The organism is Nonomuraea jiangxiensis (assembly GCF_900099965.1).
In the GTDB taxonomy this organism is placed as follows: Bacteria; Actinomycetota; Actinomycetes; order Streptosporangiales; family Streptosporangiaceae; genus Nonomuraea; species Nonomuraea jiangxiensis.
The window spans coordinates 50,790-75,641 of record NZ_FNDJ01000024.1; the positions used below are offsets into that span (position 1 = coordinate 50,790).

Consider the following 24,852-nt stretch of genomic DNA (forward strand, 5'->3'; position numbering starts at 1 on the left):
GGGATGTCCAGCGGGGAGATCACCACTGATAGGGCAGGTACTTCCCGTCGAGGGTGATGACCACCCGGTCCCCCGCCGGGTCGGGGACCCGCTTGACGTCCAGGCGGAAGTTGACGGCGCTCATGATGCCGTCGCCGCACTGTTCGTGGATCAGTTCCTTGATGGCCGGGCCATAGACCTGGATGACCTCGTAGAGCCGGTAGATCGTCGGATCGACCGGGACGGCGGCCTCCAGCGCCCCGCGGGTGGGCTGCAACTGGAAGGCGAGGGCGACGTCGTCGCCGAGTTCGAGCAGGGCCGCCGCCGTCGCCGCCTCGTCCTTGCTCATCGGATGCTGGCCGAGCAGGGCCGCCGTGGTCCACACCAGGGGCCGGCCGACGGCTTGGGCGAGCTGTTCCCAGGTCACACCGGTCACTACCTTGGCATGGCGGACGGCCGCTGCCGCTTCCTGCTTGGTGACCACGATTCCTCCCTCGGTGTCGGGCGCGTCCTCGATGTCCGGCCTGTCAGGTCCGGGTGGAGTAGGAGTGGGCGCCGGCCCCGGCCAGGCCGCCGCCCTGGACGATCAGGTACTCCTCGCGGATCGGCGTGCCGTCGAACCAGGCTTCGAGGATCTCGCGGGTGCCGGCGGCGTACCTGGCCTGGGCCGACAGCGACGAGCCCGAGATGTGCGGGGTCATGCCGTGGTGCGGCATAGTGCGCCAGGGGTGGTCGGCCGGGGCGGGCTGGGGATACCAGACGTCGCCGGCGTACCCGGCCAGCTGCCCGCTCTCCAGGGCGCGCACGACCGCGTCGCGGTCGGCGATCCGGGCGCGGGCGGTGTTGATCAGGTACGCGCCGCGCCGCATGGTGGCGATGAGCTTGTCGTCGAACAGGCCCTCGGTCTCCGGGTGCAGCGGGGCGTTGACGGTGACCACGTCGCAGTGCGGGACCATGTCGGCCGTGCTGGGGTGGAAGGTCAGGCCGAGCTCGCGTTCGACCTCCTCGGGCAGCCGGTGCCGGTCGGTGTAGTGCAGGTGCACGTCGAACGGGGCCAGGCGGCGCAGCACGGCCAGGCCGATCCGGCCGGCGGCGACGGTGCCGACGTGCATGCCCTCCAGATCGTAGGAGCGGGCGACGCAGTCGGCGATGTTCCAGCCGCCGTCCAGCACCGTGCGGTAGGCGGGCAGGTAGTTGCGCACCTGGGAGAGGATCATCATCACCACGTGCTCGGCGACGCTGATGCTGTTGCAGTAGGTCACCTCGGCGACGGTGATCCCGCGGGCGATCGCAGCGTCCAGGTCCACGTGGTCGGAGCCGATGCCGGCGGTGACGGCCAGCTTGAGCTTGGGCGCGCGGGCGATGCGCTCGGCGGTCAGGTACGCGGGCCAGAACGGCTGGGAGATCACCACGTCGGCGTCCGCCAGCTCGCGGTCGAAGACCGAGCCGTTCTCGGTGCCGTCGCCGTCCTTGTCGGAGGTGACGACCAGGGTGTGGCCGCGTTCTTCGAGGAAGCGGCGCAGGCCCAGCTCACCGGAGACGCTGCCGAGCAACTGGCCCGGGGTGAAGTCGATGCCCTGGGGATGGGGCAACGTCTGACCGCCCGGGTAGCCCGTCAGCTCGGGCAGGCTGTCGCGGGCATAGGAGGTGGGGTATCCGTCGATCGGGTCGTCGTACAGCACGCACAGCACCTTCGCCATGACCTCTGCTCCTCGTCGTCGTTGGTGGTGATCACTACTCTCCGCCGAGACGTTTCCGCAGGTCAAAGCGTTTGTTTCTATCGCCTGATAGGTGCCGCCTATGCCGGGTGCTCACCGGCCGGCCGGTCGCTCCAGCGTCGCTCCGGCCGTGCGGCCCGTCGCCCCTTCGGGACGCCGGACCGCTCTGAGCAGAAGTGGTGCCAGGGCCGCCGCCTGGGCTCGGATCTCCGGGACAGCGGTCGTCTCGTACAGACTGCCGCGCAGCAGAGGACCCAGCGTGAACATGCGGTCACTCGGCTGCCCGGTCGCGTCCAGAAGGGCCCCCTGCCCATCCGTGTCCAGCCCAAACCTCAATGAGTCCGGCCGGACCGTTCCAGCGGCGACGAGGCCGGCGAGAAAGGGGTCGGCGGTCACGTCGGGCGCGGGGCCGGTGGCGTTGACCAGCCAGCCGACGTCGAACTCCGTGACGGCGCCGTCCACGTCGGCGCGGACCCGCAGGCGATCGGCGGCAGGAGCGGCCGACAGCAGGCTCCCGCGCAGCAGCCGGAGCCGCCCGGAGGCTCGCAGGCCGGCCACGGCGGCGGCGGAGGCGGGCGGGATCCGGTGCCGGTGGATCTCCCAGTAGCGAGCCACCCGCCGCAGGAACAGCCGCCGCTCGGCCGTGGGCAGCCGCGTCCAGAACGCCTGCGCGTGCGGGCGCAGGCCGTCCACCACGTCGTGCCAGTCGGCGCCGTTCGCCCGCAGGGCCCGGCGGGTGGCCCGCAGCAGGTCGGCGACCCGCAACGGCCCTTCGGGGACGGGCACTTCGACGGGCGTGGCGGGCCTGGCGGGGTGCGTACGCGGGAGCAGGGCGTGTCGCGACATCGCGTGGACCACGGTGTCCGGGTGTGCCCTGGTCAGGGTGAGGGCCACGTCCACCATGGTCAGTCCGGTGCCCAGGACGAGGACCGGCGCTCCGTCACGGATCCCGGCGAGCGCGCCCGCCGCCCAGGGATCGGCGACATGGCGGGGATGCGTCACGAGACCCGGGACGGGGGCCGGGGCGCGGTTGCCGAGGGCCAGGACGACGGCGTCGGCCTCGACGCGCCGGCCGTCGGCCAGCCGCACGACGGTATCGTCACGGTCCAGGCCGACAACGGTCCCGGTGACGCGGTGCACCGACCGCGACGGTGGGTCCTCGGCGGCGGCCAGCGTCTCGCGCAGGTATCGGCCGTACAAGGCTCTCGGCAGGTAGTCGGAGCCGTCCACCGCGAGGCCGGTGGCGCGGGCCCAGCGCACGAAATGCCCCGGATCGTCCTCCAGCGCGCTCATACGATCGGCGCGGGTGTTGAGCAGGTGACGGGGATCGGTGGTGGCGTAGGCCTGGCCGAGCGCGTGCCGTCCGTGCCGGTCGATCAGCGTGACGTCGATCGGCGTCCGCGCGAGCCGCAGGAGATGGATCGCGACCAGGGTTCCGCTGGCGCCGCCGCCGATGATGGCGACCGATGGTGTACGCACTCAACCGACTATACCTGTCGGGTATACGGGATAGCGGCGCGTTCACTCGATGGCCGTCTGTCATCCATGCTGGTAGTGGCGAGGTTAGGACGGTCAGGGACCACGGAGCTCCAGCGGGTGACGGGCGCCGTCCGTCCGGTGCATGGCATCGCGCTGGATAGGTCGTGATACGTCTGTATGGAAACGGAGGCGATCCTTATGCGGAAAGCAGCAGTCCTGGACGTGGGGTGCCACAGCGCGCTGTTGATGATGGTACGTCGGCGCCGGTCCAAGGACCGCGACGCCCCGGGCCGATGGACCATGTCACGCGGCGGCAAGGTCCGGCTGGCCCTGCACGAGACCCTCACCGGGGACGGACGGGTGAGCACGCGCGGAATCGCCAGCGTCCAGCACGCCGTGAGCCGGCTGTCGGATGCCGGAGAGCTCGGGCCCGGGGTGTTCGCGTTCGCGACGTCGGTGATCCGCGATGCCGTCAATCGTGACGAGGTCATCGGCCGGGTGGCCGACACCACGGGCGTCCGGCTGCGCCTCTTACCGGGGCGTGAGGAGGCCCGGCTGGCCTACATCGCCGCCCGCTGCTGGCTGGGAGACCTGCCGGAGCCGCTGCTCGTGCTGGACATCGGGGGCGGCACCGTGGAGGTCGCCTACGGCCAGGGCGACGAACCCTCACAGATGCTCTCACTGCCCCTGGGAGCCCGGACGATGACGCGGGCCCTGCTGCCCGGCGCGCGGCCCAGGAAACGCCAGGTCCGCGCCCTACGGCAGCATGTGCGCGAGACGCTGGACCGGGCCTCACTGCCGGTCGCCCGGCCCGGCGTACGGGTGATCGCCTCGTCCAAGACCTTCACCCAGCTGGCGGAGCTCGCCGCCACGCTTGAGCAGCCCGCGCGCGCCCCCGCCTACCTCACGCTTTCCTCGGTGCGGACCGCTGCCAGGCTGCTGGCGCGTACGGACGTGCCCCACCGGGCCGGCCTGCCCGGCATCAGCCGCCACCGGGCCGGGCAGTCCCTGGCCGGAGCCGTGATCGCCGAAGCGCTCATGGACGCCTGCCAGGCGCACGAGGCACAGATCTGCCCGTGGTCCACGCGGGAGGGCCTGCTTCTGGAGCTGATCGGGGCGAGCCCTGAGCGGCGGTCCGGCGGAACGTTCTGAGGGGCGCCACGCGGCCCGCGGTGGTCACGTGCCGACGAGGCGATCGCGGACGGCTTGGATTTCCTGCGCGCTGAGTCCCGCCGCCCGCAGCCGGTCCTCCACATCGAGTCCGTCCAGGGCGTCCAGCATGGTGGCCCGGGCCGTGGTGTTCTTGCGTACCAGGATGTCCTGGATCCTGTCGGTCTGGTCGTCAATCCCCAAGGCGGCGAACAGCCCGGGCAGGCGGGGGGCGCTCAGCTCGTAGTCGCCGGCGATGTCGTCGGGCCGTACCCCGGCCAGGGCGAGCGGCACGTTCACCGTGGTCAGGTCCGCGGACCGGGCCGACAGATCGCCCTGACGCTCCCCGGGGTTGCGCAGGTCGACGATGGTCCGCACGCCGTGCCCGACCAGGGCCGACCAGCCCGCGGGGTGAGCCGCTCAGGATTGTCCGAGCGGATGACGGCCCGCCGCCGGATCTCTCCCCCGCCCGGCACCGGGATTCCGCCGAGGTCACGGGCGTTGAAGCAGCCGTCCCAGTCGAGATGCCGATCGGTGGACAGCGGCTCACTCTCAACATCGCTCATGGATGATCAGATGTGCGTGGCACTGGATTTGTTCTTCGGCGCCCCGGGAACGGTCGCGTTACGCCCCGGGCTCAGGCCGGGACCGTCACCTTGAGGATCTTGAGGAACTCCCGCATCCACGCCGGATGGTCGGGCCAGGCCCGGCCGGTCACCAGGTTGCGGTCGATGTGCGCCTCGCTGTCCACCCAGGTCGCCCCGGCCACCTCCACGTCCGTGGAGCAGGCGGGGTACGCGCTCACCGACCGGCCCTTCAGCACGCCCGCGGCGGCCAGGACCAGCGGCCCGTGGCACAGCGCCGCGATCGGCTTGCCGGCCTCGGCGAAGTGCCGCACGATCGCCCGGCAGGCGTCGTCGTTGCGGATGTACTCGGGGGCGCGCCCGCCGGGGATCACCAGCGCCGCGTACGCCCCGGGATCGACCTCGGCGAAGGCCACGTCGCTCGGCCAGGAGTGGCCGGGCTTCTCGGTGTAGGTGTCGAACCCCTCGACGAAGTCGTGCACCACGAACTGCAGCTTCTTCACGCTCGGCGCCGCGATGTCGACCTCGTAGCCCTCCTCCAGCAACCGCTGGTAGGGATACATCACCTCAAGGTCCTCGGCGGCGTCGCCGGTGATGATCAGTATCTTCGCCATCGCGGGCACCCTTTCTCTCACGCGGCCGTCCCCCGCTCCCGGTCCTCGGCCGGGCGGGAGGCGGCGGGCCAACGGTCCCCTCCCACCATCCCCGCACCCGCCGGGCATCACACCCTTCCGAGAGGGCACCAGGTGCGGCTCTGCGCATAGCCTGGTCGCCTCGGCGGCTACCATCGAGGCCGCTCGACATTATGTGTCACATCACCTTGGAGGAGGAGATCGTGGTCTCCCCCGGCGCGGCCGCCCCGACGACAGGGGCCGCGGTCGTACGCTTCCTCGACTCCGTCACCGCGGCCACCACCCGCGCCGGCTACGCCGAGACCCTCGCCCGCCTGACCACCGTCGCAGGCCCGCGGCATCCGGTCGCCGCCCTGACCCCGGAGCACTACGCCGCGGTGATGGACCGCTGGCAGGCCGCCGCCGCCGCGACCTGGAACCGGCACCTGTCCGCGCTCACGTCCTTCACCACCTGGGCCCGGCGCCACGACCTCCTGACCACCGACCCGGCCCGGCGGCTGGAACGCCGCAGGACCGCCCGTGGCGACCGCTCGATCCCGCGCCCCCGGCTGGAGCCCCTCTTCACCGACACCACGCACGCCCTGCGGGAACGCGTGCTGTGGCGGCTCCTGTACGACACGGCCGCCCGGGCCGAGGAGATCCTCGCCCTCAACGTCGAGGACCTCGACCTGGAGCACCGGCGCGCCCCGGTCGTCGCCAAGGGCGGCGCCGTCGAGTACGTGCACTGGGCCGCCCCCGCCGCGCGGCTGCTGCCCGGCCTGCTGGCCGGCCGTACGAGCGGGCCGGTGTTCCTGGCCGACCGGCGCGCCCCCACCTCCGGCCCGCGCGTGCCCGCGCCCGCCGACCTGTGCCCGATCACCGGACGCGGCCGGTTGTCCTACCCGCGCGCCGAATTCCTGTTCAAGGCCGCCTCCGCCCGGCTCGACCCGCACGGTCGGGGCTGGACCCTGCACCAGCTCCGCCACAGCGCCCTCCGGCATCTCGCCCAGGCCGGGCACACCGCGCCCGAGCTGCGGGCCAAGAGCCGCCATCAACACCTGGCCAGCCTGGGCCGGTATGTGCGACGCGGCGACGAAACCCCTGCGGCCGCCGAGGCTGCTGCCGGGGCTCAGGCCGTTGACGAGGCGGCCTTCGGCGGGCTCGTCGAGCAGTACCGGCGGGAGCTGCAGGTGCACTGCTACCGGATGGTCGGCTCGTTCGAGGAGTCCGAGGATCTGGTGCAGGAGACGTTCCTGCGGGCGTGGCGCAAACGCGACAGCTTTCAGGGCCGTTCCACGTTCCGGGCGTGGCTCTACCGGATCGCGACGAACGCCTGCCTCGACTTCCTCGACCGGCACCCGCGTCACCCGCTTCCCCGGGAAGACGCGCAGGCGGTCGGTACGGCACCGGACGAGATCCGATGGTTGCAGCCCTACCCGGATCGGCTGCTGGAGCCGGTGGCGCCCGGCGACGCGGAGCCGGACGCCGCCTCGGTCCGCAAGGAGACCATCGAGCTGGCGTTCCTGGTCGCCATCCAGCACCTGCCCGCCCGGCAGCGTGCGGTGCTGATCCTTCGGGACGTGCTCGGCTGGCCGGCCAAGGAGACCTCCTTGGCGCTGGGGTTGAGCGTCGCCGCGGTGAAGAGCGCGCTGCAGCGGGCACGACCGACCATGAAAACGTACCTGCCTCGGCGCCGGGAGGAGTGGGCGCCGTCGGGACCCGCGACCGCCCAGGAACGGGCCCTGCTGCGGCGCTTCATGGACGCCCACGAGCGGGCCGACACCGCCCTGTTCGCGGAGCTGCTGCGCGAAGACGTGCGGATGACGATGCCTCCGCTGCCGTTCTGGTTCTCCGGCCGCGAGGCGGTCACGGGATTCGCCGCCCATGCCTTCGGCCCCCACTCGCCTCTGCACCGGGCACACTGGCGCAGCGTGCTCACCCGGGCGAACCGGCAGCCGGCGGTGGCGGGATACGTCCGGCTGCCCGGCGAGATCGAGTACCGCGCTCAGGTGCTCAACGTGCTGCGGATCGAGGGTGGCGAGATCGCCGAGATCACGGCCTTCGAGCCGCGCTTGTTCGCCGCGTTCGACCTGCCGCTGACGCTGTCGTCCTAGAGCCGGCGGACGGTGATTCCTTTCCGGCCGCCGCACCGTCTCAACAGCGGCGGCCGCGACAGGCGTGGCCGACGACCGTGAGGAGACCTGACTGATGGGAATCGAGATTCACGACGACATGCTGGCGCTGCCACAAGGTGACGTCGGCCTGCTGGCCACTGACGTGGCGCAACGCCTGCTCGGCTCCAAGGAGCTGGCGCGGCTGGCGTACGTCGCGGCGGACGGCACGCCACGCGTGTTCCCGATGTTGTTCCACTGGACCGGGACGGAGATCGTGTTCTCGACGTTCGGGGGTGCCAAGGTACGCGCCCTGCGGGCCCGGCCCGACGTCGCCATCACCATCGACGCCGCCTCCACCCCGCCCGAGGTGCTGCTGATCCGAGGGCGGGCGTCTGTCACCGACGTGGAGGGCATAGTCCCGGAGTACGCGCTGGCCCTGCTCCGCTACGGCGGGCAGGAGCAGGCCGCCGCCCAGCTTGCAGCGGTCGACCACCCTGGCACCAGGATGATCCGCATCGCCGTGCGGCCGGCCTGGGTCGGGGTGCTGGACTTCCAGACCCGGCTGCCCGGTGGCGCCAGCACGCAGGACTTCGAACGCCGGGGCCGGCTGTGACGCCAGGCAGCCCCTTTCCCCGCACCACCACCAGGAGCGCAGCTCGTCATGACCACCTACGTACTGATCCACGGCGCCGCGTCCGGCTCCTGGTACTGGCATCTGCTGAACGCCGAACTGCGTGCGCGCGGCCATGACGTGGTCGCGCCCGACCTGCCCTGCGAGGACGACTCGGCCGGGCTGTCCGAGTACGCCGACGTGGTGATCGATGCCATCGGGGACCGTACCGACCTGGTCGTGGTCGCCCAGTCCCTCGGCGGATTCACCGCGTCCCTGGTGTGCGATCGGGTCCCGGTCGCTCTGCTGGTGCTGCTGACGGCGATGATCCCCGCGCCAGGAGAGTCACCCGGCCAGTGGTGGACGAACACCGGCTGGGAGCAGGCCCGGCACGAGCAGGACCGACGTGACGGGCGGGCGCCCGACGACGACACCGCCCTGTTCCTCCACGACGTGGCCCCCGAACTGGCGGCAGAGGCCGTCAGGCGGCAGCGCCGTCAGTCCGCCACCCCCTTCCTGCGCCCATGGCCGCTCGACGCCTGGCCCGAGGTGCCGACACGATTCCTGCTCTGCCGCGACGACCGCTTCTTTCCCGCGGCGTTCATGCGCGGGGTCGTCGAACGGCGGCTCGGCATCGCACCGGATGAGATCGACGGCGGCCACGCCATCGCCCTCAGCCACCCCAGGGAACTGGCCGATCGATTGGAGGCTTACCTGCGCGCGGAAACACCCTGACTTCGGGCGTGCGGCCTCGATCTGCGTCACCTCGAATGCTCAGTCGTCCGATGCCGGTATCTCCTTGTTGGAGTAGAACGGCTTCGAGAACGGGAACGCGGTCGCGATCCAGTGACGGAGCGCGCGGTACAGCGTGGCGTAGTGGCCGTGCTCGTAGGCGTCGGGAGTGACCCACCAGCTCACGTCCACGTCGTGGTCCAGCAGTTCCTCGGTGAGCGGGGTACGGCGGCCCATCGGATACAGGTAGCAGCAGCCGAGGTAGTGGCCGCCGTCGTCGTACACGGCATAGGCGAACGAGTCGCCCTCGCGGAACTCGCACTCGTGCCAGACGAGATCCACGTAGTTGAAGTCCTCGCTCACCGGCTCGGTCGGCCAGCGTCCGCCGCGCGTCCGGCGGATGAGGTCGATGCTGGCGTTGATGCCCCGGACGTCGTCATGCAGGTGGGCCCGGGTGAGCGCGTCGGCCCGGATGCCGCCGTAGGTCAGCTCGGTGGGTGCGGCCCAGCCTGCGGGCACGTTCAGGCGCTTGACAAGTCCCTGGTAGTCCACGATCACCTTCCGAGTTTGGCATTGGCGGGACATTCCATCCATCCAACGCGAAGGGTGCGGCTCAGTGGCAGCGCAGGTCGAACCCGGCTGGTCGGCGGCGGGGCTGAGCAGCCGTGAACGTGCCTCCGGGGTGCCCTGCCGCCGCCGAGGTGTCAGCCTCGGGCGGGCAGGTGGGCTTCAGCTGTCCGCCAGGGCCGCGCCCAGCGGCGTGTGCTCGTAGCGAACGGCCCGGCCGGCGCGGGTGCGGGTGACCAGGCCGGCATCGCGCAGCACCGCCAGATGACCGCCGACGGCGCCCAGGCTCAGGCCGAGCTGGGCGACCAACTGCGTCGTCGTCGCGGGCACGTCCAGCGCGCGCAGCACGTCCGCACGGCGGGGGCCGACCAGCCGGCTCAGGGCCTCACCACCCGGCGTACGCGCCACAGGACCGAGCAGGTCCGCGATGCCCTGGGCGGGATAGACCAGGGCGTAGGGCCATGGCGGCTCGACGTAGCTGATCAGGGTGCCGGTGGTCGGCCTGGAGCCCGATGCGGTGGGGTCGGCCGGTCAGTCGGGTTCGCCGGGCTCCAGGGCGCAGGTGGTGGAGGTCGCGGCCTGCTGGTGTGGTGCTGCCGAGGGTGCGGATGTGCAGGTCGAGGTCGCGGGGTGGCCGCCCGACGGGCGGTCCTGGGCGTCGGCCGGGGTGCCGAACACGGACGTCAGGATGAGGATGCCGACCGTCACGGCCAGGGCCGCGCTGCCGGTCAGGAGCGCCAGACCGTGGCGCCGCCGGGGCCGGGCGCTCACCGGTGCCGGGGCCAAGGGGGCGGGCGAGCCGGCGTGCCTGCCGGCCGCGCGGTTACGCCGACGGCGGTGGACCCGCGGTTCGGCCCCGCGCCGGGGCGGATCGGCGGGAACGCGAGGAGGAGAGACGCTCCTAGAAGGCGGATCGGTGGGCACGCGAGAGGGGACCCTCGTGGAGGGTAGTCCGCGGCCGTTTCCGATGAGGTCGCACAGCGCTTCACCGGCCGTCGGGCGCGCCGCCGCATCCTTGGCCAGGCAGGCCGCCACCAGCCGGCGCAGCGGCTCGGGCACGCCGGACAGGTCGGGCTCGGCGTACGCGATGGCATGCAGCGTCGCCGGCACGGTGCTCGCGGCGAAAGCCGGTCGCCCGGTGGCGGCGAACACCATCGTGCCCGCCCAGGAGAACAGGTCGGAGGCCGGCGTGAGGGGCCGGGCGTCGAACTGCTCCGGGGACATGTACGCCGGAGTGCCCACGGGCCCGCTCTCCTCCGCGGCCGTGTTCGCCGCCCGCGCGATCCCGAAGTCGATCACCACGGGACCCTCCGGCCCCATGATCACATTGGCCGGTTTGACATCCCTGTGCACCACCCCCGTCGCGTGGATCGAGGCCAGCGCGGTCAACGTGGTGACCGCCAGCCGCTCCAGCCCGCTGCCGGTCCGCGGCCCGTCCGCCCGGACCAGCTCCTCCAGCGACGGCCCCGGCACGTACTCGCTGACGATGTACGGGCGCTCCCCGGCGAAACCGGTCTCCAGCACCCTGGCCGTGGAGAACGTGGCCACCCGCGCGGCGATCTCCGCCTCGCACCAGAACTGTTGCCGGACCTGGGAGTCGCCCGCGACGTTGGAGTGCAGCATCTTGATGGCGGCCCGCGCCCCGCCGGGAGCCTGGCCGAGGAAGACCGTGCCCTGACCGCCCTCGCCCAGCCGTTTCACCACCCGGTAACCGGCGACGCGCAGCGGATCTCCGGGCCTCGGTTGATGGGGGTCTGGCACGGTGACTCACCTCTCATGATCGCGCCTTCACACCGTCTCTGCCTGTCGGGGGGACGGCGTACGGGCACATCGGGCAGACATCATGTTCGGCGGTCAGGGGAACTTCCCCGCGGGCGGAAACCCGCATTGACATGCACTTTCTTAGGTAGACGCGTATCAATATATCCACGCCGACGGGCTCCGGCCCACCGGGGTCGGTCAGAGGGCGGAGTCAGGCCGGGGGTGCTCAGAGGAAGAGGCAGAACGGGTGCCCATCCGGATCCAGCATCACGCGGACGTCGTGCTGCGGCTGGAACCCGGCCAGGGTCGCCCCGCAGGCCAACGCCCATTCGACCGCCGCGGGCAGGTCGTCGACCTCGATGTCGAGGTGCTGTGACGCGTTCTGACTCCCGAACTCGCTGGGCCACACGGGCGAAGCGTAACACCGCTCGTACTCGAAGCTGACGGTGAGGCCGGCCACGTCGCCCGGCGGCCCGATCTGCGCCCACCCCGCCTCCTCCGGCTCCCCTGGTTCGGGGCCTTCGTCCTTCGTCACGCGCCAGCCGAGCAGCCGGGCGTAGAAACGCGCGAGCTCACGCGGTCGCGAAGTCCCGACCGTCACGGAGGTCAACCGGAGATGAGGCGGCATGGTGGAGGGCTCCTTCCGAAGAACGCGGGTCATACCGTTCCTTTCCCTGCCCGCAAGGCGTCGCGCCTCCTGATCGCTTGACGGGGAAGCAGGTCCGCAAGTTAATGTCAACATGAAGTCAAGCGACTGGATGCCGATCGGGGAGCTCGCCCGGCAGTTCGACCTCGCCCCGCACGTGCTGCGTCACTGGGAGGCCATGGGCCTGCTGACGCCCGCCGCCAGGGTCAGCGGGCGCCGCCGCTACACGAGCGACCACACCGTACGGGTCCTGACGATCATTCGCGCCAAGGCGGCGGGCATGAGCCTGGAGCAGATCCGGGAGATCCTCGCCGTCTCGGACCCGGCCGGGCGCCAGACCCTTCTCCAGCGGCACCACGCGGAGCTGGAACGCCGGATGCAGGAGATCGCGGCCTCCAAGACTCTGATCGAGCACATCATGCGATGCACCGCGGACGACTTCACCCAATGCCCCGACTACCGGCGCATGGTGGCGAGCGCGACCGAGCTCGAGAACCTCGGCAAGGACGGCTGCGTGGTCTGACACGACCCGAGACCGGCGGCCCGCTGTTCACCACGGCCCCGCCCGTCGGCCGGCTTCAGTCCGGCCGGTGGCGCACCGCCAGCACCGCTCCGTCACCGGTCGCGACGTACACCGTGCCGTCCCCCACGGCCGGCAGGCAGGTGGTACGGCCCAGCGCATGCTGCCAGCGCAACTCCCCGCTGGTGAGGTCGATCGCGTAGAGCGTGGCGTCGCGATCGTCGTCGCCCACCGAATATGCCGTCCGGCCGTCGAGGACCACGCCGCTGGAGGCCAGCCGCCCGGGCGCCTCGAAGGTCCAGGCCACCTCCTGGCGACGCCGGTCGACACCCACCACCGTGTACTGCCACTCGGGACCCGTCGACCCTGACGGCAGGCGGCAGGTCGTGCCGACCACCCAGGTGGCGTTCACCCCGAGCACGCCGGACCACTGCCGCTCCGTCACCACCGACCAGCGCTCGGCACCGGTCTCCGCGTCGAACACGGTGAGCGCACCGGCCGCCACCAGCAGCTCACCGCCGCCGGCCACCAGGTCCTGGGCGACGCCGGCCACCTCGATCTTCGGGTCGACCCGCTCGCCGGTCGCGGCGTCGAACGCCTGCACCGTACTGGTGTCGCGGTAGTCGTCGCGGACGGCGACGTACACCCGGTCACCGGCCACGACGGGACGGGTGCGCGGCGTGTACAGGCCCGGCAGGTAGGCGTCCCAGCCGGGCTGCGGCCCGGACGGCGTCATGGACCGCGCGTGCAGGCTGTTCTCGGCGACGAACACGCGCCCGCCGGCGACCACCGGTGTGGTGTCGGCCCATCCGGAGTACGCCCCGGACGAGGTGTACCGGCTTCCCTCGAGGTCGAGGGCATGCACCCATGCCACGTCCGCTTCGTCCGAGGCGTGTTCGCCGAACGCCACGAGGTCGAGGCCCTCGATGCCACCGGCGTAGTGGACCGTACCGTCAGCGACGGTCACCGCGTTACGGCCGAACCCCCGCGACATCACGCCGGTGTACCAGCGCTGCTCGCCGGTCGCCGCGTCGAGCGCCCGCAGCTTCGCGTCCGCCGAGGTGAAGCAGTACACCTGAGCACCGGCCACGGTGACGACGGGCTCGACCGGTCCGCCCGCGTCGAACCGCCACCGCACCGCCGCGCCCGTGCCCACCGCCGCGGTCGTGCCCGCCGCCGCGCCCGCCTCTGGGCCCGTGGCGGGGCTCGCCGGGATGTCGCCGATGCCGTCCAGGAAGTGGCGGAAGAACGCGAACTCGGCCGGTGACCACGAGCCGACGGCCGGATCGCGGTGGCTGTGGCGGCCGCTGTTGGTCCAGCCGTGGACCGGGTCGGGCCGCCAGACGACGTCGGGGACGTACCGGCCCAGCCGGCGGGCGAGCTCGGCGGCGTGCCCAGGATCGATCATGCCGGTGGCGGTCCACGCCTCGGCGAGGGTCCGCTCCGCCTCCGCGGCCTCCTCCGGTGAGGCCGCCCAGGTGACGGGCGCCAGCAGCGGCAGCACGAACGCGGCGGGGAACGGCGCCGACCCGCCGGCCGGGTGCTGCCGGCCGTGGTGCTGTCGGTCGAGGTGCTGTCGGCCAAGGTGCTGTCGGCCAAGGTGCTGCCGACCGAGGTGGTCGGCGATCCGCCATGCCTCGGCCCAGCGCAGGATCGGCAGGTGGGCATGCGGGTCGTCGTACCCCAGGCTGATCCGGCCGGTGCCGTCGGGGCCGCTCAGCGTGTGGTAGATGCCGGGCGAGGAGCTGAACCGGATCGACCAGGCGTGCCCCGACGGGAACGGCAGGCTGAGCACGGCTCCGGCGGCCATGGCCGCCTCCATGGCACGGTCCTCCTCCGCCGCGTCCATGTCGTCGGTGATGGCGTCGTACGGGTCCGGCCCCCACAGCCACTCGTCGTCGAAGTCAGGATCGCTGCCGAGCACCCGGTCGAGGAAGGTCTCGCCGTCCTCACCGTCGGTGGCGGCAATGCGCCCGCCGTAGTAGGCGGTCCAGAAGCCCGGCCGGTGCAGCGTGGCGGCCAGGTCGGTGATCAACGGCACGGACGCGACCCTAGCCTACCTATGGAAAGACACCAGTCCAGCTCGGCGCGGAAGGCCGCGGTTCGCGGCGGCGGAGGAACTCGCGGATGTCCAACGTCGGTGTTTCGGGTCTCGCCGAAACACCTTGCGAAGCGATCATTCTGCGTTCGACCCTGGAATGGCTCAGCCGACGGCAGGCTGCGAACACACCTCACAGCCGGTCCGCAAAGAGGGGCGATGATTACTTCGGTCGTACGGCTTGACAACGTCCCCGTCAGGGAACGGTTCGACTTCTGGTGGGACACGGTCGCCAGGTCGGTGGTCTCGGTGGACGCCTCCAGCGAACGGGCCGCCGACTTCTGGGCGGAGATGCGGGTGATCGACCTCGGTCCGGTGCAGATGTCCAGGGTCAGGTGCGCCGGGTTCGAGGCTCACAGGACCATGAGCAGGATCCGTTCTTCCGACCCCGAGGCCTACCAGCTCGCTCTCGTCATAAGCGGCAGATCGGGCATACGGCAAGAGCGCCGCGAGACGCTTCTGGCACCGTCCGACCTGATGCTGTACGACACGTCCCGTCCCTTCCTGGCGTGGAGCTCGAGCGATCCCCACGGAGAGGACCGGGGTCCGAACGCGAGCGCATCCGACGGCGTGATCGTGCAGATGCCGCATGATGCCCTGCCGTTCCCGGCCGCGAGGATCCGCAGGCTGCTGGCCGCCAGGCTGCCGGGACGGCATGGCGTCGGCGCACTGCTCGGTGAGCTGCTCCGCGGGCTGGTGTCCCAGTCCGATGACCTGTCCGTGGCGGATGCCGGCCGGCTGTCCAGCATCGTCCTCGATCTCATCATCACCACTCTCGCCAACGCGCTGGAGGCGGATGCCACGGCGTCCTTGGCCGACCCGAACAGGGTGCTCCTCCTTCGCATCCGGGCGTTCATCGAGCAGCGCCTGGAATCGGCGGACCTTTCGCCCGCGACGATCGCCGCCGCCCACCACATCTCCCTGCGCCATCTCTACCGGCTGTTCCAGCAGGAGGGGCAGGCCGTCAGTACGTGGATCCGGCAGCGGCGGCTGGAACGCTGCCGCGCCGCCCTGGCTGATTCCCGGCTGGACATCCTGCCGATCAACATGATCGCCGCCCGCTGGGGATTCACCAACGATTCCCACTTCAACCGGATCTTCCGGAGCGCTTTCGGGGTGACGCCCGCCACCTACCGGCGGCAGGTACGTGCGCAACACCGCCACCCCGCCCCGCCGGCCTGAGTGAGGGGGAAGGGAACCGTTAGGCCGATGCCCAGGTTCCGCACCGGCCGCCCGGACCAGTGCTCGACCTGTGCCGTCAGGTCGAGCACGCCGGGGACGTCCTGCTCACTCACGAGCGAGCCTGAGGTCCACAGGGGAAGCAGGGCCTCCAGGGAGGGATGGCCGCGTCACACGGCGACGCACCCCACGAGCGGCACTTCGGGCGGGACGGCGACGGCACTGGCAGGACTGGCCACGCCGCCGGTCGCGCAGGTGGCCATCATGACGGGATCGACCTTCTGGATCGACTCCAGGAGCTGGATCTTGGCGGGATCGATGACGGCGTGCGCGGCCGGGGCCGTGCCGAGGAGCAGTGTGGCGGCGGCCAGGGTGCCGAGCAGGGCGGGCGCGGTGCGGTGCATATTCGGGGTACCTCCGGTTCGGGTGGACAGAGCAGTGTGGTGATTGCCGCCCACGCCCATAGCTCAACGTGACCGAAGGTTACGCACCGTTATCTCTGGAGGTAACCGGTACTGCCTCGTCCGCAAGGCGGCGCCGCGTCATGTACATGTGCCAGTTCGTGATCCACGTCTGCTCCCCGTCCACGGAGAACGCCTGCTCCCAGTGGGCGCCGCCCTCGGTGATCTCCGACCAGACGAACCGGACCCGCACCTTCCGGCCGTCGTGCTCGTCGTCGCCGTAGAAGGTGCCGGTGCCGTCCGGGGCGAAACGGCCGATCACGGGCGGGTAGAGCGTGCCCGTACGCCTGTTCGCCCAGTACAGGGACCACTCGTCGGCCGACGGGTCGTACAGCCGCAAGGTCAGGCCGGAGAAGCCCTTGGTCGGGAAGTCGATCTCGTCGAAGCTGGCCCGGCCGTCGAAGTGCACGGAGGCCCGGCTGACCCCGGGGAACTCCTCCCACGCGTCCGCGCCCTCGCCGGGGTCGAGGAAGTCCTTCCGCCAGCGGTTGACGACGTCAAAGGTGCCGGTCAGGAAGCTGAAGGCAGTGCTGTTTTCCATGCGGAGCAAGGTACGGGCGCCCCCCTGACACCTAGTGTCAGCAGAACGCCGGCGAGGACGGCACTTCCAAGAATTCACCATGACAGACTTGACGAGTCCGCCTCCACAATTGATTGTAAGTATGCGCACTCCACGGGACGGGGACGGCACACGAGCTGAATGAATATCTCTGTGCCACAGCCAAGGGGGGGAAACAACTCAGCCAATAGATCATCCGCGGGCATTCGCCTGGCCGGGCTGTTTCAGCCTGCCCTCGAACGCCGAGACCAGCGCTCGTAAGCGCACGTCAACAGCGTTTCAGCGGCAGATCACGCCCGATCAACGGCTGGTGTGGATGAATGTCGGCCGAGCTGTCATGGCATGTCCGGGGAACGCCGGTCCGGCGGATTCCCGATAAACCCTTGCGCTGCACCGCCCGAAAACAGGCACAGCCGATTTTCGGACAGGAAGGACAGCACACGGTGACTCGTCATTACCGGAGAAATCTCAGGAGCGCGGGAAAACGTTCCCTTGTCATCCTCGGCACGCTGACCCTCACCGCGGCACTGACCGCCGGTTCGGTGCACGCCACCACGACGACCTCGAACGCGGCCGACCCGGCACAGGCGACCATCCAGAAGTCGGGTCAGTCCGCCGCGGAGCTCACGGCCTACTGGACGCCGGCCCGCTTGGAGCAGGCCAAGCCGACGCTCCCCACGGATGTGGAGGGTGCGCGCAAGACCAGCTCACTGCCGGCGTCCAAGTTACCCGCCATCTCCTCCCCCGGAACCCAACCGGCCAAGGCTCCGGCCCCCACTCCGGTCCCCGGGGACAACACGCTGAACGTCGTCCAGGCACAACGCTGGAACACCCACGGCGTGATGCCGGCCAGGACGATCGGCAAGCTCTTCTACACCAATGACCAGGGCGCGGACCGGTTCTGCTCGGCGTCCGTGATCAACGCCAACAACCGCAACACGATCTGGACGGCCGGGCACTGCGTGCACCGCGAGAACGGTGGCGGCAGCACGGGCTGGTTCACCAACTTCCTGTTCAGGCCCGACTTCGACGCCGGCAGCTCGCTGGGCGCCTGGGGCTGGGAGCTCGCGTCGTCCCCGCAGGGCTGGACCGTGAACGGCGACTGGGCGTACGACATCGCCGCGATCGCGCTGGCCCCGAACGCCAGCGGCAACGTCCAGGACATCACGGGGTCGCAGGGCTACCACTTCAACAGCGGCAGCCGCACGTACCAGGCCTACGCCTTCGGCTACCCGGAGGACTCGGCGCCGACCGACCGGCCGGAGATGGACGGGCAGCGCCTGTGGTACTGCACCGGCGCGACCTGGCAGCCGCCCTCCGACAGCCGGATGGGCTTCCACTGTGACATGTTCCACGGCGCGAGCGGCGGCCCGGTGCTCTATGACCTGCAGCTCGCCCGCGGCTGGGGCTACATCATCAGCGCCAACAGCTGGCACTTCTTCGCCAACGACGAGTGGCGTGACCCGTATCTGGGCGACGCCGCCGTCAACGTCTACAACACGGTGAAGGACCAGTAGGTCCGCCCGGATGAACGCCGCCGGGGGCTCAGCCTCCGGTGGCGTTCCGCATGCGCTCCTCGGTCCAGTATTGCTCGACCTCGCCGGGATCCCTGTCGTTGTGATGAACGGCCGGCGTCGCGGGAGACTCCTGATCCGGCTGCGCCGTCAGCACCCGGTAGGCCCCGAAACCGACGGCGACGACCGCCAGTGACACCGCCACGATCCTGGTGTGCGTCTTCGCCCACATGAGCTTCACTCCCTCACCCCATCTTCCGGCCTCACTCCACCAGGGTGCAACCATCCGGTTGACCGCCGCGGTTCCGGCACGGCGGCCGGTATGGAAGCCGGGGTCGCGGGCCTGCTCAGCGCTTGGCGCCCGTCCTGCCCTGGAAGGTCCGTGCGCCCGCGCGGTGCACGGCGGCCTTGACCAGGCCGAAGATGGCTCCCTGCACCGCCGCGGCGACGAGGACCTCCGTCAAGCCCCGGTCGAGGTCGTCCGCATCGGGGGCATCCTCCTGGCCGGACACCAACGTCCAGACTCTCTTGAACAGCCCGGCCGCCAGTGCGCCGCTGAGCATGCCCAGGCCCAGCGCGGCGCCCTTCTCCATCGATCGCATCTCCGCCTCCTCACGACGGCTTCTGCTCATGCCCCCTTCCACGTTCCTAAACATGGAGAGCTCCGGTACGCCCTCCGCCAGGGGATCGAAGCGGTGACGCCACCCCGGCGGAAATTTCTCCGTCGAATATGGTCCTCCATGTCGAGAACGCGCGGCCGGCTCCGTCCGACTCATGAACGCGCCAGGCAGGGCGCGCCGACCGGCAAGGGAGAAGGACATGAACCGCCACGACGTCGCCGAGGTGCTGGCCAAGCCGATCTCGCAGGAGCTGCTGGGGTCGTCGATCCCGGCGCGGCTGGCCTACGTCGGCATCGACGGCGCGCCACGGGCGATCCCGATCGGGTTCTGGTGGACCGGCGAGCACGTGGTCATGGCCACCGTGCCGAAATCGGCGAAGGTCCGGGCGCTGCGGCAGAATCCCAGGGTGGCGCTCACCATCGACACCCAGGACCAGTGGCCGCCGCGGGTGCTGATGATCCGCGGCGCGGCCGGCGTGGAGCTGGTCGACGGGGTGCCGGACGCCTACGTCGAGGCCAGCAGGAAAGTGGTGCCGGCCGAGCACTTCGACGGCTGGGAGCAGGGGGTGCGCGGCATGTACGAGCAGATGGTCCGCATCACCGTCGAGCCGGACTGGGCGAAGCTGCTGGACTTCGAGACCACCCTGCCCAAGGCCGTCGAGGATCTGCTGCCGGCGCAGGCCGCAGGGGTGACGGCCGGTGGACCGGGCGTACGGCGTGAGAGCTGAGGAGGAGACGACCATGGCCAAGTTCATGTTGCTGACCAAACACGACGACGACTTCGGGGTGGGTCCGATGTCGGAATGGGATCCCGACGACATGACCGCGCACCTGGAATACCTGCGGAAGCTGAACCAGGCGCTGATCGACAGCGGTGAGCTGGTCGAGATGCGGGCGCTCGCCGGGCCGGAGGCGGTCAAGGTCGTCACGTTCGACGGCCAGGGCGGCCCGGTGGTCACCGACGGGCCGTACACCGAGGTCAAGGAGGTCCTGGCGGGCTACCAGCTGGTCGATGTGGAGTCCGAGGCACGCGCGATCGAGATCGCCGCGCAGGTCTCGGCCGCGCCCGGACCTGGCGGCGTGCCGCTGCGGCAGGCGATCGAGGTGCGGCAGGTCATGGGCGGGTTCCCCGACCCGGCGGACCTATGACCTCGACCGCGGACATCGAGGACCTGCTGCACGAGCTGACGCCGCAGGTCCTCGGCGCCCTCGTACGGCGCTACGGCGACTTCGACGCCGCCGAGGACGCCGTACAGGAGGCACTGCTGGCCGCCAGCCTGCACTGGCCGGGCGAGGGGCTGCCGGACAACCCGCGCGCCTGGCTCATCCAGACGGCCGTGCGGCGGTTGACCGACCACTACCGAAGCGACCAGGCACGACGGCGCAGGGAGGAGTCCGCCGCGCTGCGCGAGGTGCCCGGCGCGGAGCCGGCGCAGCGGGACGACGCGCTGGTGCTGCTGTTCATGTGCTGCCATCCGGCACTCACCCCGGCCTCGGCGATCGCGCTGACGCTGCGCGCGGTCGCCGGTCTGACCACCGCGGAGATCGCGGCGGCGTTCCTGGTGCCGGAGGCGACGATGGCGCAGCGGATCAGCCGGGCCAAGCAGAAGATCAAGGTCTCTCGCATCCCGTTCCTGATGCCCGGGCCGGAGGAGTTCGGGGCGCGGCTGGGATCCGTGCTGCGCGTGCTCTACCTGCTGTTCAACGAGGGTTACGCCAGCAGCGCGGGCGCCGACCTGCACCGTACGGACCTGTCCGGCGAGGCGATCCGGCTGACCAGGGCCGTGCGCGCGATGCTGCCCGAGAACGGCGAGGTCACCGGACTGCTGGCGCTGATGCTGCTGAACGACGCGCGGCGCCCGGCCCGCGCCGGGGAGCACGGCGAGCTGATCCCGCTGGCCGACCAGGACCGGACGCGGTGGAACCGGGCGGCGATCGCGGAGGGGATGCGGCTCGTCGCGACCGCGATGTCCGGCGGCGTGGTCGGCGAATACCAGTTGCAGGCCGCGATCGCCGCGCTGCACGACGGCGCGGAACGCGCGGAGGACACCGACTGGCCGCAGATCCTCGGCCTGTACGGCCTGCTGGAGCGCCTCACCGGCAACCCGATGGTGGCACTGAACCGGGCCGTCGCCACCGCCATGGTGCACGGCCCCCGAGCCGGGCTGGACCTCGTGGCGCCGCTGGAGGAGCGGCTGCCCGGCCACCACCGGCTGGACGCCGTCCGCGGCCATCTGCTCGACATGCTCGGCGACACCGAGGCCGCCGCGGCGCACTACCGCGCGGCCGCCGCCAAGACCACCAGCGAGCCCGAACGGCATTACCTGATCAACCAGGCGGCCAGGCTCAACAGGTCGCGCACCGAGCCCGGTTAGACGGCGCGGAGGACGATTTCGCCGTTCAGCGGACGTCCTTGCACGCGAGCCCGACCGAGGGCCCCGTCGGCGCGTTGACCAGGTCCCATCCCTCGGCGCACGCCTTGCCGGCCCCCGCGGCTGACCGTCGTGATGGACGGATTGGAGTCGGACTGCTGCCCGCGGCCCTGACCTGAGCGGGGAGCGTGCGGTGGGGCCTCCGGGTGGCTCGGTGACGGCGGTCCGGGGTGCTGAGGTGGCCCGGGGCGGCCGCTAGGCGAGGTTGGCCTTCACTGCCGGGACGACCTCCTCGGCGAAGCGCCGGACCTGGTCCACGCTCTGGCGCTCCGGCCAGAAGACGAAACCGGTGAACGGCTGCTCCGCGGCGATCCTGGTCAGCTCGGCGGCCCAGCCGTTCGCGCCGGCACGCAGGGGGTCGGCGCCGGTGGTCAGCCGCGCCCCGCTCCCGTTCGCCTCGATGGTGCCGACCACCTGGGCCAGCCGCACGACCGACCCGGGGTCGCGACCGGCGTCCTCGGCGGCCCTGTCGATGATGTGGTGGGACTCGGCCCACCGCTCGTACGGCAGGTAGGACGGGATCGGCGCCGCCCAGCCGTCCGCCACCCGGCCCGTGAGCGCCAGGCTGCGCGGCCCCTGCGCGCCGATCCACACGTTGATCGGCGGCGTGCCGGCCTCGGCTCCGTGCACCCCGTCCACCCGGTAGTGGTCACCGTGGAAGCGCACGCTCCGTCCCGGCGACCACAGCTCTCGCATGATCGTGATCGCCTCTTCAAGGGCGGCCAGCGCCTCGGCGGACGAGCGCCGGGGCACGCCCATCGCGGTGATGGCGTCCCAGTAGCCGCCGGCGCCGATGCCGAGCTCGAACCGGCCGCCGGAGAGCACGTTCAGCGTCGCCGCCGTCCGCGCCAGCAGGGCGGGCGGCCGCAGCGGCAGGTTGGCGACGTCGGGGAAGAAGCGCAGGCGGGTGGTGCGGGTCAGCAGGTGCCCGATGAGCGCCGGCGCGTCCAGGAAATCCGCCACGTACGGATGGTCCTGCACGCCGACGAGGTCGAGCCCGCCACGCTCGGCGACGTCGGTCACGTCGTGTACGAGAGAAAGGTCATGGGACGGGGTCAGCGAGATCCCGAAGACATATGCGCTCATGGTTCTTGCACCGTACTGCAGGGATGTGCCGGAACCCGATCAGCCGAGACCGGCGGGTTGACCGGGCGACACGAGCTGGATGCCCACCAGGCAGGTGTCGTCGTCGGTGTCGGAGTTGCTGTGGGTCAGCAGGTGGTCGAGGCGGTGCTCCAGGGTCGTCGTCGGATGGCTGGCGGTGAGCAGGAGCTGCCGCTGCGAGTCATGGATGGCACGGTCGCGGCGTTCGATGAGACCGTCGGTGTACATGAGGAGGCTGTCGCCAGGCAGAAGCTGGATCTGGTCCTCCTCGTACTCGACCTCGGAGACGGCGCCCAGGAGCAGGCCGCCGATCATCTCCAGCTCCGACGCCTTGTCCTGGCGGACGAGAATGGGCGGCATGTGCCCGCCGCGGGCCCAGCGCAGCGTACGGGTCTCCGGGTCGTACAGGCCGCAGATGGCGGTGGCCGTCACGTTGTCCGTCAGGTGGTGCGCGACCATGTTGAGCCAGGTCAGCAACTGCCCGGGACCGGCCCCGGTGGCGGCCAGGCCGCGTAGCGCGTTGCGCAGAGCGACCATGCCGGTGGCCGCCTCGATGCCGTGGCCGGCCACGTCGCCCACCGACACCAGGATCCGCTTCGACGGCAGCACGACGGCGTCGTACCAGTCGCCGCCGATGAGGTGCTCCTTCTCCGCGGGCCGGTAGCGCACGGCGATGTTCAGGTCGAACGCCTCCATCGGCCCGCGCGTGACCGGCATGATGGCGCGCTGCAGTTGCAGGGCGAGCTTGTTGCGCTCGGCGGCCTGCTGCTCGGTGTGCGTGAGCTGGTCGCGCGTGGCGGCGAGCGCGACCTCCGTCCAGTGCTGGGCGGACACGTCCTGGTACGCGCCCCGCACGGCGAGCAGGCGGCCGTCGGTCGCGAGGACGGGCTCGGCGACGACCCTGGTGTGCCGGGCGATGCCGTCGGGGCGTTGCAGGCGGAAGGCCGTCGTGGCGGGGCGGCGGTGGTGGAGGACCGTACGGAGGAAGCGGCCGATGACGGTCGCCTCGTCCGGATGCGCGTGGTCGCCGAGCCGTTCCAGCGGGATGGGTTCGGAGCCGGGCTTCAGGCCGTACAGGTCGTACAGCTGGCTGTTCCAGGAGATCTTGCCGGTGAGCGTGTTCTCCTCGAAGCCGCCGATGCGGCCGAGCCGCTGGGCGTGCTGGAGCAGGCTGGCCAGCCGGGTGGCCTCGTCCTGCAGCCGCCAGATGAGCAGCACCGCGTCGTCGTGCCGGGTGATGCTGACGGTCACGAGGTTCTGCAGCGGCACCTCCTCCACCAGCGCGGTCAGCGTCATGTTCTCGGCCACGAACGGCTCGCCGGTCGCGTGCACGTGTTCGATCTTCGAGAACAGCCCGTCGTCACCGGCCGCCAGCGGGTACGCCTCCAGCAGTAAGGAGCCGGCCACCGCGCCGTGCGGGCGGCCCGCAGGGTCCACGAAGCGGGAGTTGACGTGGCAGACGCGGTAGTCGGTGAGGTGCCCACCGGCGTCCAGGTGCGGTCGCAGCACCATGGCGGCGTCGGGCAGCGCGTCGGCCAGCACGATCAGCCGGGACAGCCCGGCGCTGCGGGCCCCGTCGTCGGGGATCTCCAGGGTGTGGGCGCACAGCTCGGCGAGGGCTTCGACCTGTTTCTGCACCTGGGGCGGTTGCGGCTCTATCGGGCCCGGCCAGCTGATCTCCAGCACTCCCAGGATCCGGCCGCCGGTGCCCGCCGGCACGGCGACCCGGCCGCCGTACGGGGTGATGCCCATCCCGATGGTGGGCCGGCCGACGTCACCGAGCGCCCTGACCCACACGGTACGCCGTTCGACCAGCGCGTCACGGGCCGGCGTCTGCACGCCAGGCGGGACGTAGCGCCACCGCTCCGCCTCCGCCGGGTTGAAGCCCGCGTAGCCCGCCAGACTGAGTGAGCTGTCGGAGCCGACGGCCCAGACGGCGACCGCCGTGGCGCCGAGCGGGGCCAGCGCGTGCTCCAGCAGTGACTCGGCCACCGCCTGCGCGTCCGTGGCGGCGACCACGCCGTTCTCGGCCGAGCGCAGCCGTACCGCCATGCCGGAGGTCCCGCGCTGGTCGGGCCGCGACCGTGCGGCCTCCAGGAACTCGTGGGTGGCCTCGCTGATCCGGTCCTGGGCCGCCTGGTTGATGATGTCGGCGGCCAGCTCCAGCTGGGTCACGCCGGCCTGCTCGGCGAGGAGCTCCAGCTGCTTCGCGGCGCCGGCCAGCCCGCACTGCAGGCGTTCGATCAGGATGCCCTTGGCCACCTCGATCAGCGCGCGTCCCTCGGCCGCGCGCTGGGCCTCCTGGATCTGCCTGGTCAGCCGGTCGATGGTGGCGGCCAGCCGCCCGATGGTGCTGACGGCCGACGGCTGGACGCTGTGCACGTTCTGCTGCTCCTCGCGGTTGGACTACGTGGTG

At 71.2% G+C, this 24,852-nt stretch carries 27 protein-coding genes; 10 read left to right on the forward strand and 17 right to left on the reverse strand.

What is annotated here, in order from left to right:
* Positions 1–19 precede the first annotated feature (19 nt).
* The 3 genes from cynS to BLS95_RS39610 form a co-directional block, all read right to left on the reverse strand.
* Positions 20–463: a cyanase gene (cynS, locus tag BLS95_RS39600; RefSeq protein ID WP_090944059.1), complete on the reverse strand. Its 444-nt coding sequence runs from the start codon at positions 461–463 to the stop codon at positions 20–22.
* A 43-nt stretch (positions 464–506) separates the two neighbouring features.
* Entirely contained in the window at positions 507–1,679 is a 1,173-nt protein-coding gene (locus tag BLS95_RS39605) for an NAD-dependent formate dehydrogenase (RefSeq protein ID WP_090944062.1), read from the reverse strand.
* 111 nt (positions 1,680–1,790) lie between these two features.
* Complete coding sequence (locus tag BLS95_RS39610) at positions 1,791–3,176, reverse strand: FAD/NAD(P)-binding protein (protein WP_090944065.1); 1,386 nt, start codon at positions 3,174–3,176, stop codon at positions 1,791–1,793.
* A 198-nt stretch (positions 3,177–3,374) separates the two neighbouring features.
* Here BLS95_RS39610 and BLS95_RS39615 point away from each other — a divergent pair, with 198 nt between their 5' ends.
* The gene (locus BLS95_RS39615; RefSeq protein WP_090944067.1) at positions 3,375–4,328 is read left to right on the forward strand and encodes a Ppx/GppA phosphatase family protein; all 954 of its coding nucleotides are present in this window, start codon (positions 3,375–3,377) and stop codon (positions 4,326–4,328) included.
* Between the two features lie 24 nt (positions 4,329–4,352).
* Here the strand turns inward: BLS95_RS39615 and BLS95_RS39620 are convergent, their stop codons facing one another.
* The 3 genes from BLS95_RS39620 to BLS95_RS39630 all read right to left on the reverse strand — a co-directional run bounded on the left by BLS95_RS39620 (position 4,353) and on the right by BLS95_RS39630 (position 5,523).
* Positions 4,353–4,703 (reverse strand): protein-tyrosine phosphatase family protein, encoded by a 351-nt coding sequence (locus tag BLS95_RS39620; RefSeq protein WP_176993626.1) that lies wholly within the window; start codon positions 4,701–4,703, stop codon positions 4,353–4,355.
* The gene (locus BLS95_RS59990) at positions 4,631–4,891 is read right to left on the reverse strand and encodes a tyrosine-protein phosphatase (protein WP_090944073.1); all 261 of its coding nucleotides are present in this window, start codon (positions 4,889–4,891) and stop codon (positions 4,631–4,633) included. The genes BLS95_RS39620 and BLS95_RS59990 overlap by 73 nt, the downstream gene beginning before the upstream one ends.
* 71 nt (positions 4,892–4,962) lie before the next feature.
* A complete protein-coding gene (locus BLS95_RS39630; protein WP_090944076.1) occupies positions 4,963–5,523 on the reverse strand; it encodes a DJ-1/PfpI family protein in 561 nt (186 codons plus the stop codon).
* Positions 5,524–5,714: 191 nt separating this feature from the next.
* Here BLS95_RS39630 and BLS95_RS39635 point away from each other — a divergent pair, with 191 nt between their 5' ends.
* The 3 genes from BLS95_RS39635 to BLS95_RS39645 all read left to right on the forward strand — a co-directional run bounded on the left by BLS95_RS39635 (position 5,715) and on the right by BLS95_RS39645 (position 8,979).
* Positions 5,715–7,634 carry an RNA polymerase subunit sigma-70 gene (locus BLS95_RS39635; protein ID WP_090944079.1) on the forward strand — a complete coding sequence of 640 codons (1,920 nt, stop codon included), beginning with the start codon at positions 5,715–5,717 and terminating at the stop codon, positions 7,632–7,634.
* Between the two features lie 94 nt (positions 7,635–7,728).
* Positions 7,729–8,247 carry a pyridoxamine 5'-phosphate oxidase family protein gene (locus tag BLS95_RS39640; RefSeq protein WP_218136213.1) on the forward strand — a complete coding sequence of 173 codons (519 nt, stop codon included), beginning with the start codon at positions 7,729–7,731 and terminating at the stop codon, positions 8,245–8,247.
* A gap of 48 nt (positions 8,248–8,295) precedes the next feature.
* Positions 8,296–8,979, forward strand: a complete 684-nt coding sequence (locus BLS95_RS39645) for an alpha/beta hydrolase (RefSeq protein ID WP_090944082.1) — start codon at positions 8,296–8,298, stop codon at positions 8,977–8,979.
* Between the two features lie 39 nt (positions 8,980–9,018).
* Here the strand turns inward: BLS95_RS39645 and BLS95_RS39650 are convergent, their stop codons facing one another.
* From BLS95_RS39650 to BLS95_RS39665, 4 genes are all read right to left on the reverse strand, one after another.
* A complete protein-coding gene (locus BLS95_RS39650; RefSeq protein ID WP_218136214.1) occupies positions 9,019–9,534 on the reverse strand; it encodes a hypothetical protein in 516 nt (171 codons plus the stop codon).
* A 171-nt stretch (positions 9,535–9,705) separates the two neighbouring features.
* The gene (locus tag BLS95_RS39655; protein ID WP_218136215.1) at positions 9,706–9,951 is read right to left on the reverse strand and encodes an ArsR/SmtB family transcription factor; all 246 of its coding nucleotides are present in this window, start codon (positions 9,949–9,951) and stop codon (positions 9,706–9,708) included.
* A 123-nt stretch (positions 9,952–10,074) separates the two neighbouring features.
* Complete coding sequence (locus BLS95_RS39660) at positions 10,075–11,304, reverse strand: serine/threonine-protein kinase (protein WP_090944084.1); 1,230 nt, start codon at positions 11,302–11,304, stop codon at positions 10,075–10,077.
* 226 nt (positions 11,305–11,530) lie between these two features.
* Complete coding sequence (locus BLS95_RS39665) at positions 11,531–11,932, reverse strand: VOC family protein (protein ID WP_090944347.1); 402 nt, start codon at positions 11,930–11,932, stop codon at positions 11,531–11,533.
* 112 nt (positions 11,933–12,044) lie between these two features.
* On the opposite strand from BLS95_RS39665, the gene BLS95_RS39670 reads away from it, so the two are divergent.
* Complete coding sequence (locus BLS95_RS39670; protein WP_245765566.1) at positions 12,045–12,473, forward strand: MerR family transcriptional regulator; 429 nt, start codon at positions 12,045–12,047, stop codon at positions 12,471–12,473.
* Between the two features lie 55 nt (positions 12,474–12,528).
* On the opposite strand, the gene BLS95_RS39675 is transcribed toward BLS95_RS39670, so the two are convergent.
* Positions 12,529–14,511 carry an outer membrane protein assembly factor BamB family protein gene (locus BLS95_RS39675; protein WP_090944091.1) on the reverse strand — a complete coding sequence of 661 codons (1,983 nt, stop codon included), beginning with the start codon at positions 14,509–14,511 and terminating at the stop codon, positions 12,529–12,531.
* 216 nt (positions 14,512–14,727) lie between these two features.
* Between BLS95_RS39675 and BLS95_RS56190 the strand changes: the two genes are divergently transcribed.
* The gene (locus BLS95_RS56190) at positions 14,728–15,750 is read left to right on the forward strand and encodes an AraC-like ligand-binding domain-containing protein (protein WP_176993627.1); all 1,023 of its coding nucleotides are present in this window, start codon (positions 14,728–14,730) and stop codon (positions 15,748–15,750) included.
* Between the two features lie 167 nt (positions 15,751–15,917).
* Here the strand turns inward: BLS95_RS56190 and BLS95_RS39685 are convergent, their stop codons facing one another.
* Both BLS95_RS39685 and BLS95_RS39690 read right to left on the reverse strand, forming a co-directional pair.
* A complete protein-coding gene (locus BLS95_RS39685) occupies positions 15,918–16,151 on the reverse strand; it encodes a hypothetical protein (RefSeq protein WP_090944094.1) in 234 nt (77 codons plus the stop codon).
* Positions 16,152–16,230: 79 nt separating this feature from the next.
* Positions 16,231–16,749, reverse strand: coding sequence for a hypothetical protein (locus BLS95_RS39690; protein WP_090944097.1), 519 nt, complete (start codon positions 16,747–16,749; stop codon positions 16,231–16,233).
* A gap of 461 nt (positions 16,750–17,210) precedes the next feature.
* On the opposite strand from BLS95_RS39690, the gene BLS95_RS39695 reads away from it, so the two are divergent.
* Positions 17,211–18,284: a trypsin-like serine peptidase gene (locus BLS95_RS39695; protein WP_143044056.1), complete on the forward strand. Its 1,074-nt coding sequence runs from the start codon at positions 17,211–17,213 to the stop codon at positions 18,282–18,284.
* Positions 18,285–18,312: 28 nt separating this feature from the next.
* Here the strand turns inward: BLS95_RS39695 and BLS95_RS39700 are convergent, their stop codons facing one another.
* Together BLS95_RS39700 and BLS95_RS39705 are read right to left on the reverse strand one after the other, a co-directional pair.
* Positions 18,313–18,513, reverse strand: a complete 201-nt coding sequence (locus BLS95_RS39700) for a hypothetical protein (protein ID WP_143044057.1) — start codon at positions 18,511–18,513, stop codon at positions 18,313–18,315.
* 115 nt (positions 18,514–18,628) lie between these two features.
* On the reverse strand, positions 18,629–18,913 hold the full coding sequence (locus BLS95_RS39705) for a DUF4235 domain-containing protein (protein WP_245765567.1): 285 nt from the start codon (positions 18,911–18,913) through the stop codon (positions 18,629–18,631).
* Positions 18,914–19,100: 187 nt separating this feature from the next.
* Here BLS95_RS39705 and BLS95_RS39710 point away from each other — a divergent pair, with 187 nt between their 5' ends.
* From BLS95_RS39710 to BLS95_RS39720, 3 genes are read left to right on the forward strand one after another with little or no spacing between them, the layout of a single operon-like run.
* Entirely contained in the window at positions 19,101–19,628 is a 528-nt protein-coding gene (locus BLS95_RS39710) for a pyridoxamine 5'-phosphate oxidase family protein (RefSeq protein ID WP_090944107.1), read from the forward strand.
* A 13-nt stretch (positions 19,629–19,641) separates the two neighbouring features.
* Positions 19,642–20,049, forward strand: a complete 408-nt coding sequence (locus BLS95_RS39715) for a YciI family protein (protein ID WP_090944110.1) — start codon at positions 19,642–19,644, stop codon at positions 20,047–20,049.
* On the forward strand, positions 20,046–21,275 hold the full coding sequence (locus BLS95_RS39720; RefSeq protein WP_090944113.1) for an RNA polymerase sigma factor: 1,230 nt from the start codon (positions 20,046–20,048) through the stop codon (positions 21,273–21,275). Before BLS95_RS39715 ends, BLS95_RS39720 begins: the two co-directional genes overlap by 4 nt.
* Before the next feature lie 252 nt (positions 21,276–21,527).
* Here the strand turns inward: BLS95_RS39720 and BLS95_RS39725 are convergent, their stop codons facing one another.
* Positions 21,528–22,418: an LLM class flavin-dependent oxidoreductase gene (locus BLS95_RS39725; protein ID WP_090944115.1), complete on the reverse strand. Its 891-nt coding sequence runs from the start codon at positions 22,416–22,418 to the stop codon at positions 21,528–21,530.
* 39 nt (positions 22,419–22,457) lie between these two features.
* Complete coding sequence (locus tag BLS95_RS39730; RefSeq protein WP_090944118.1) at positions 22,458–24,818, reverse strand: SpoIIE family protein phosphatase; 2,361 nt, start codon at positions 24,816–24,818, stop codon at positions 22,458–22,460.
* Positions 24,819–24,852 lie beyond the last annotated feature (34 nt).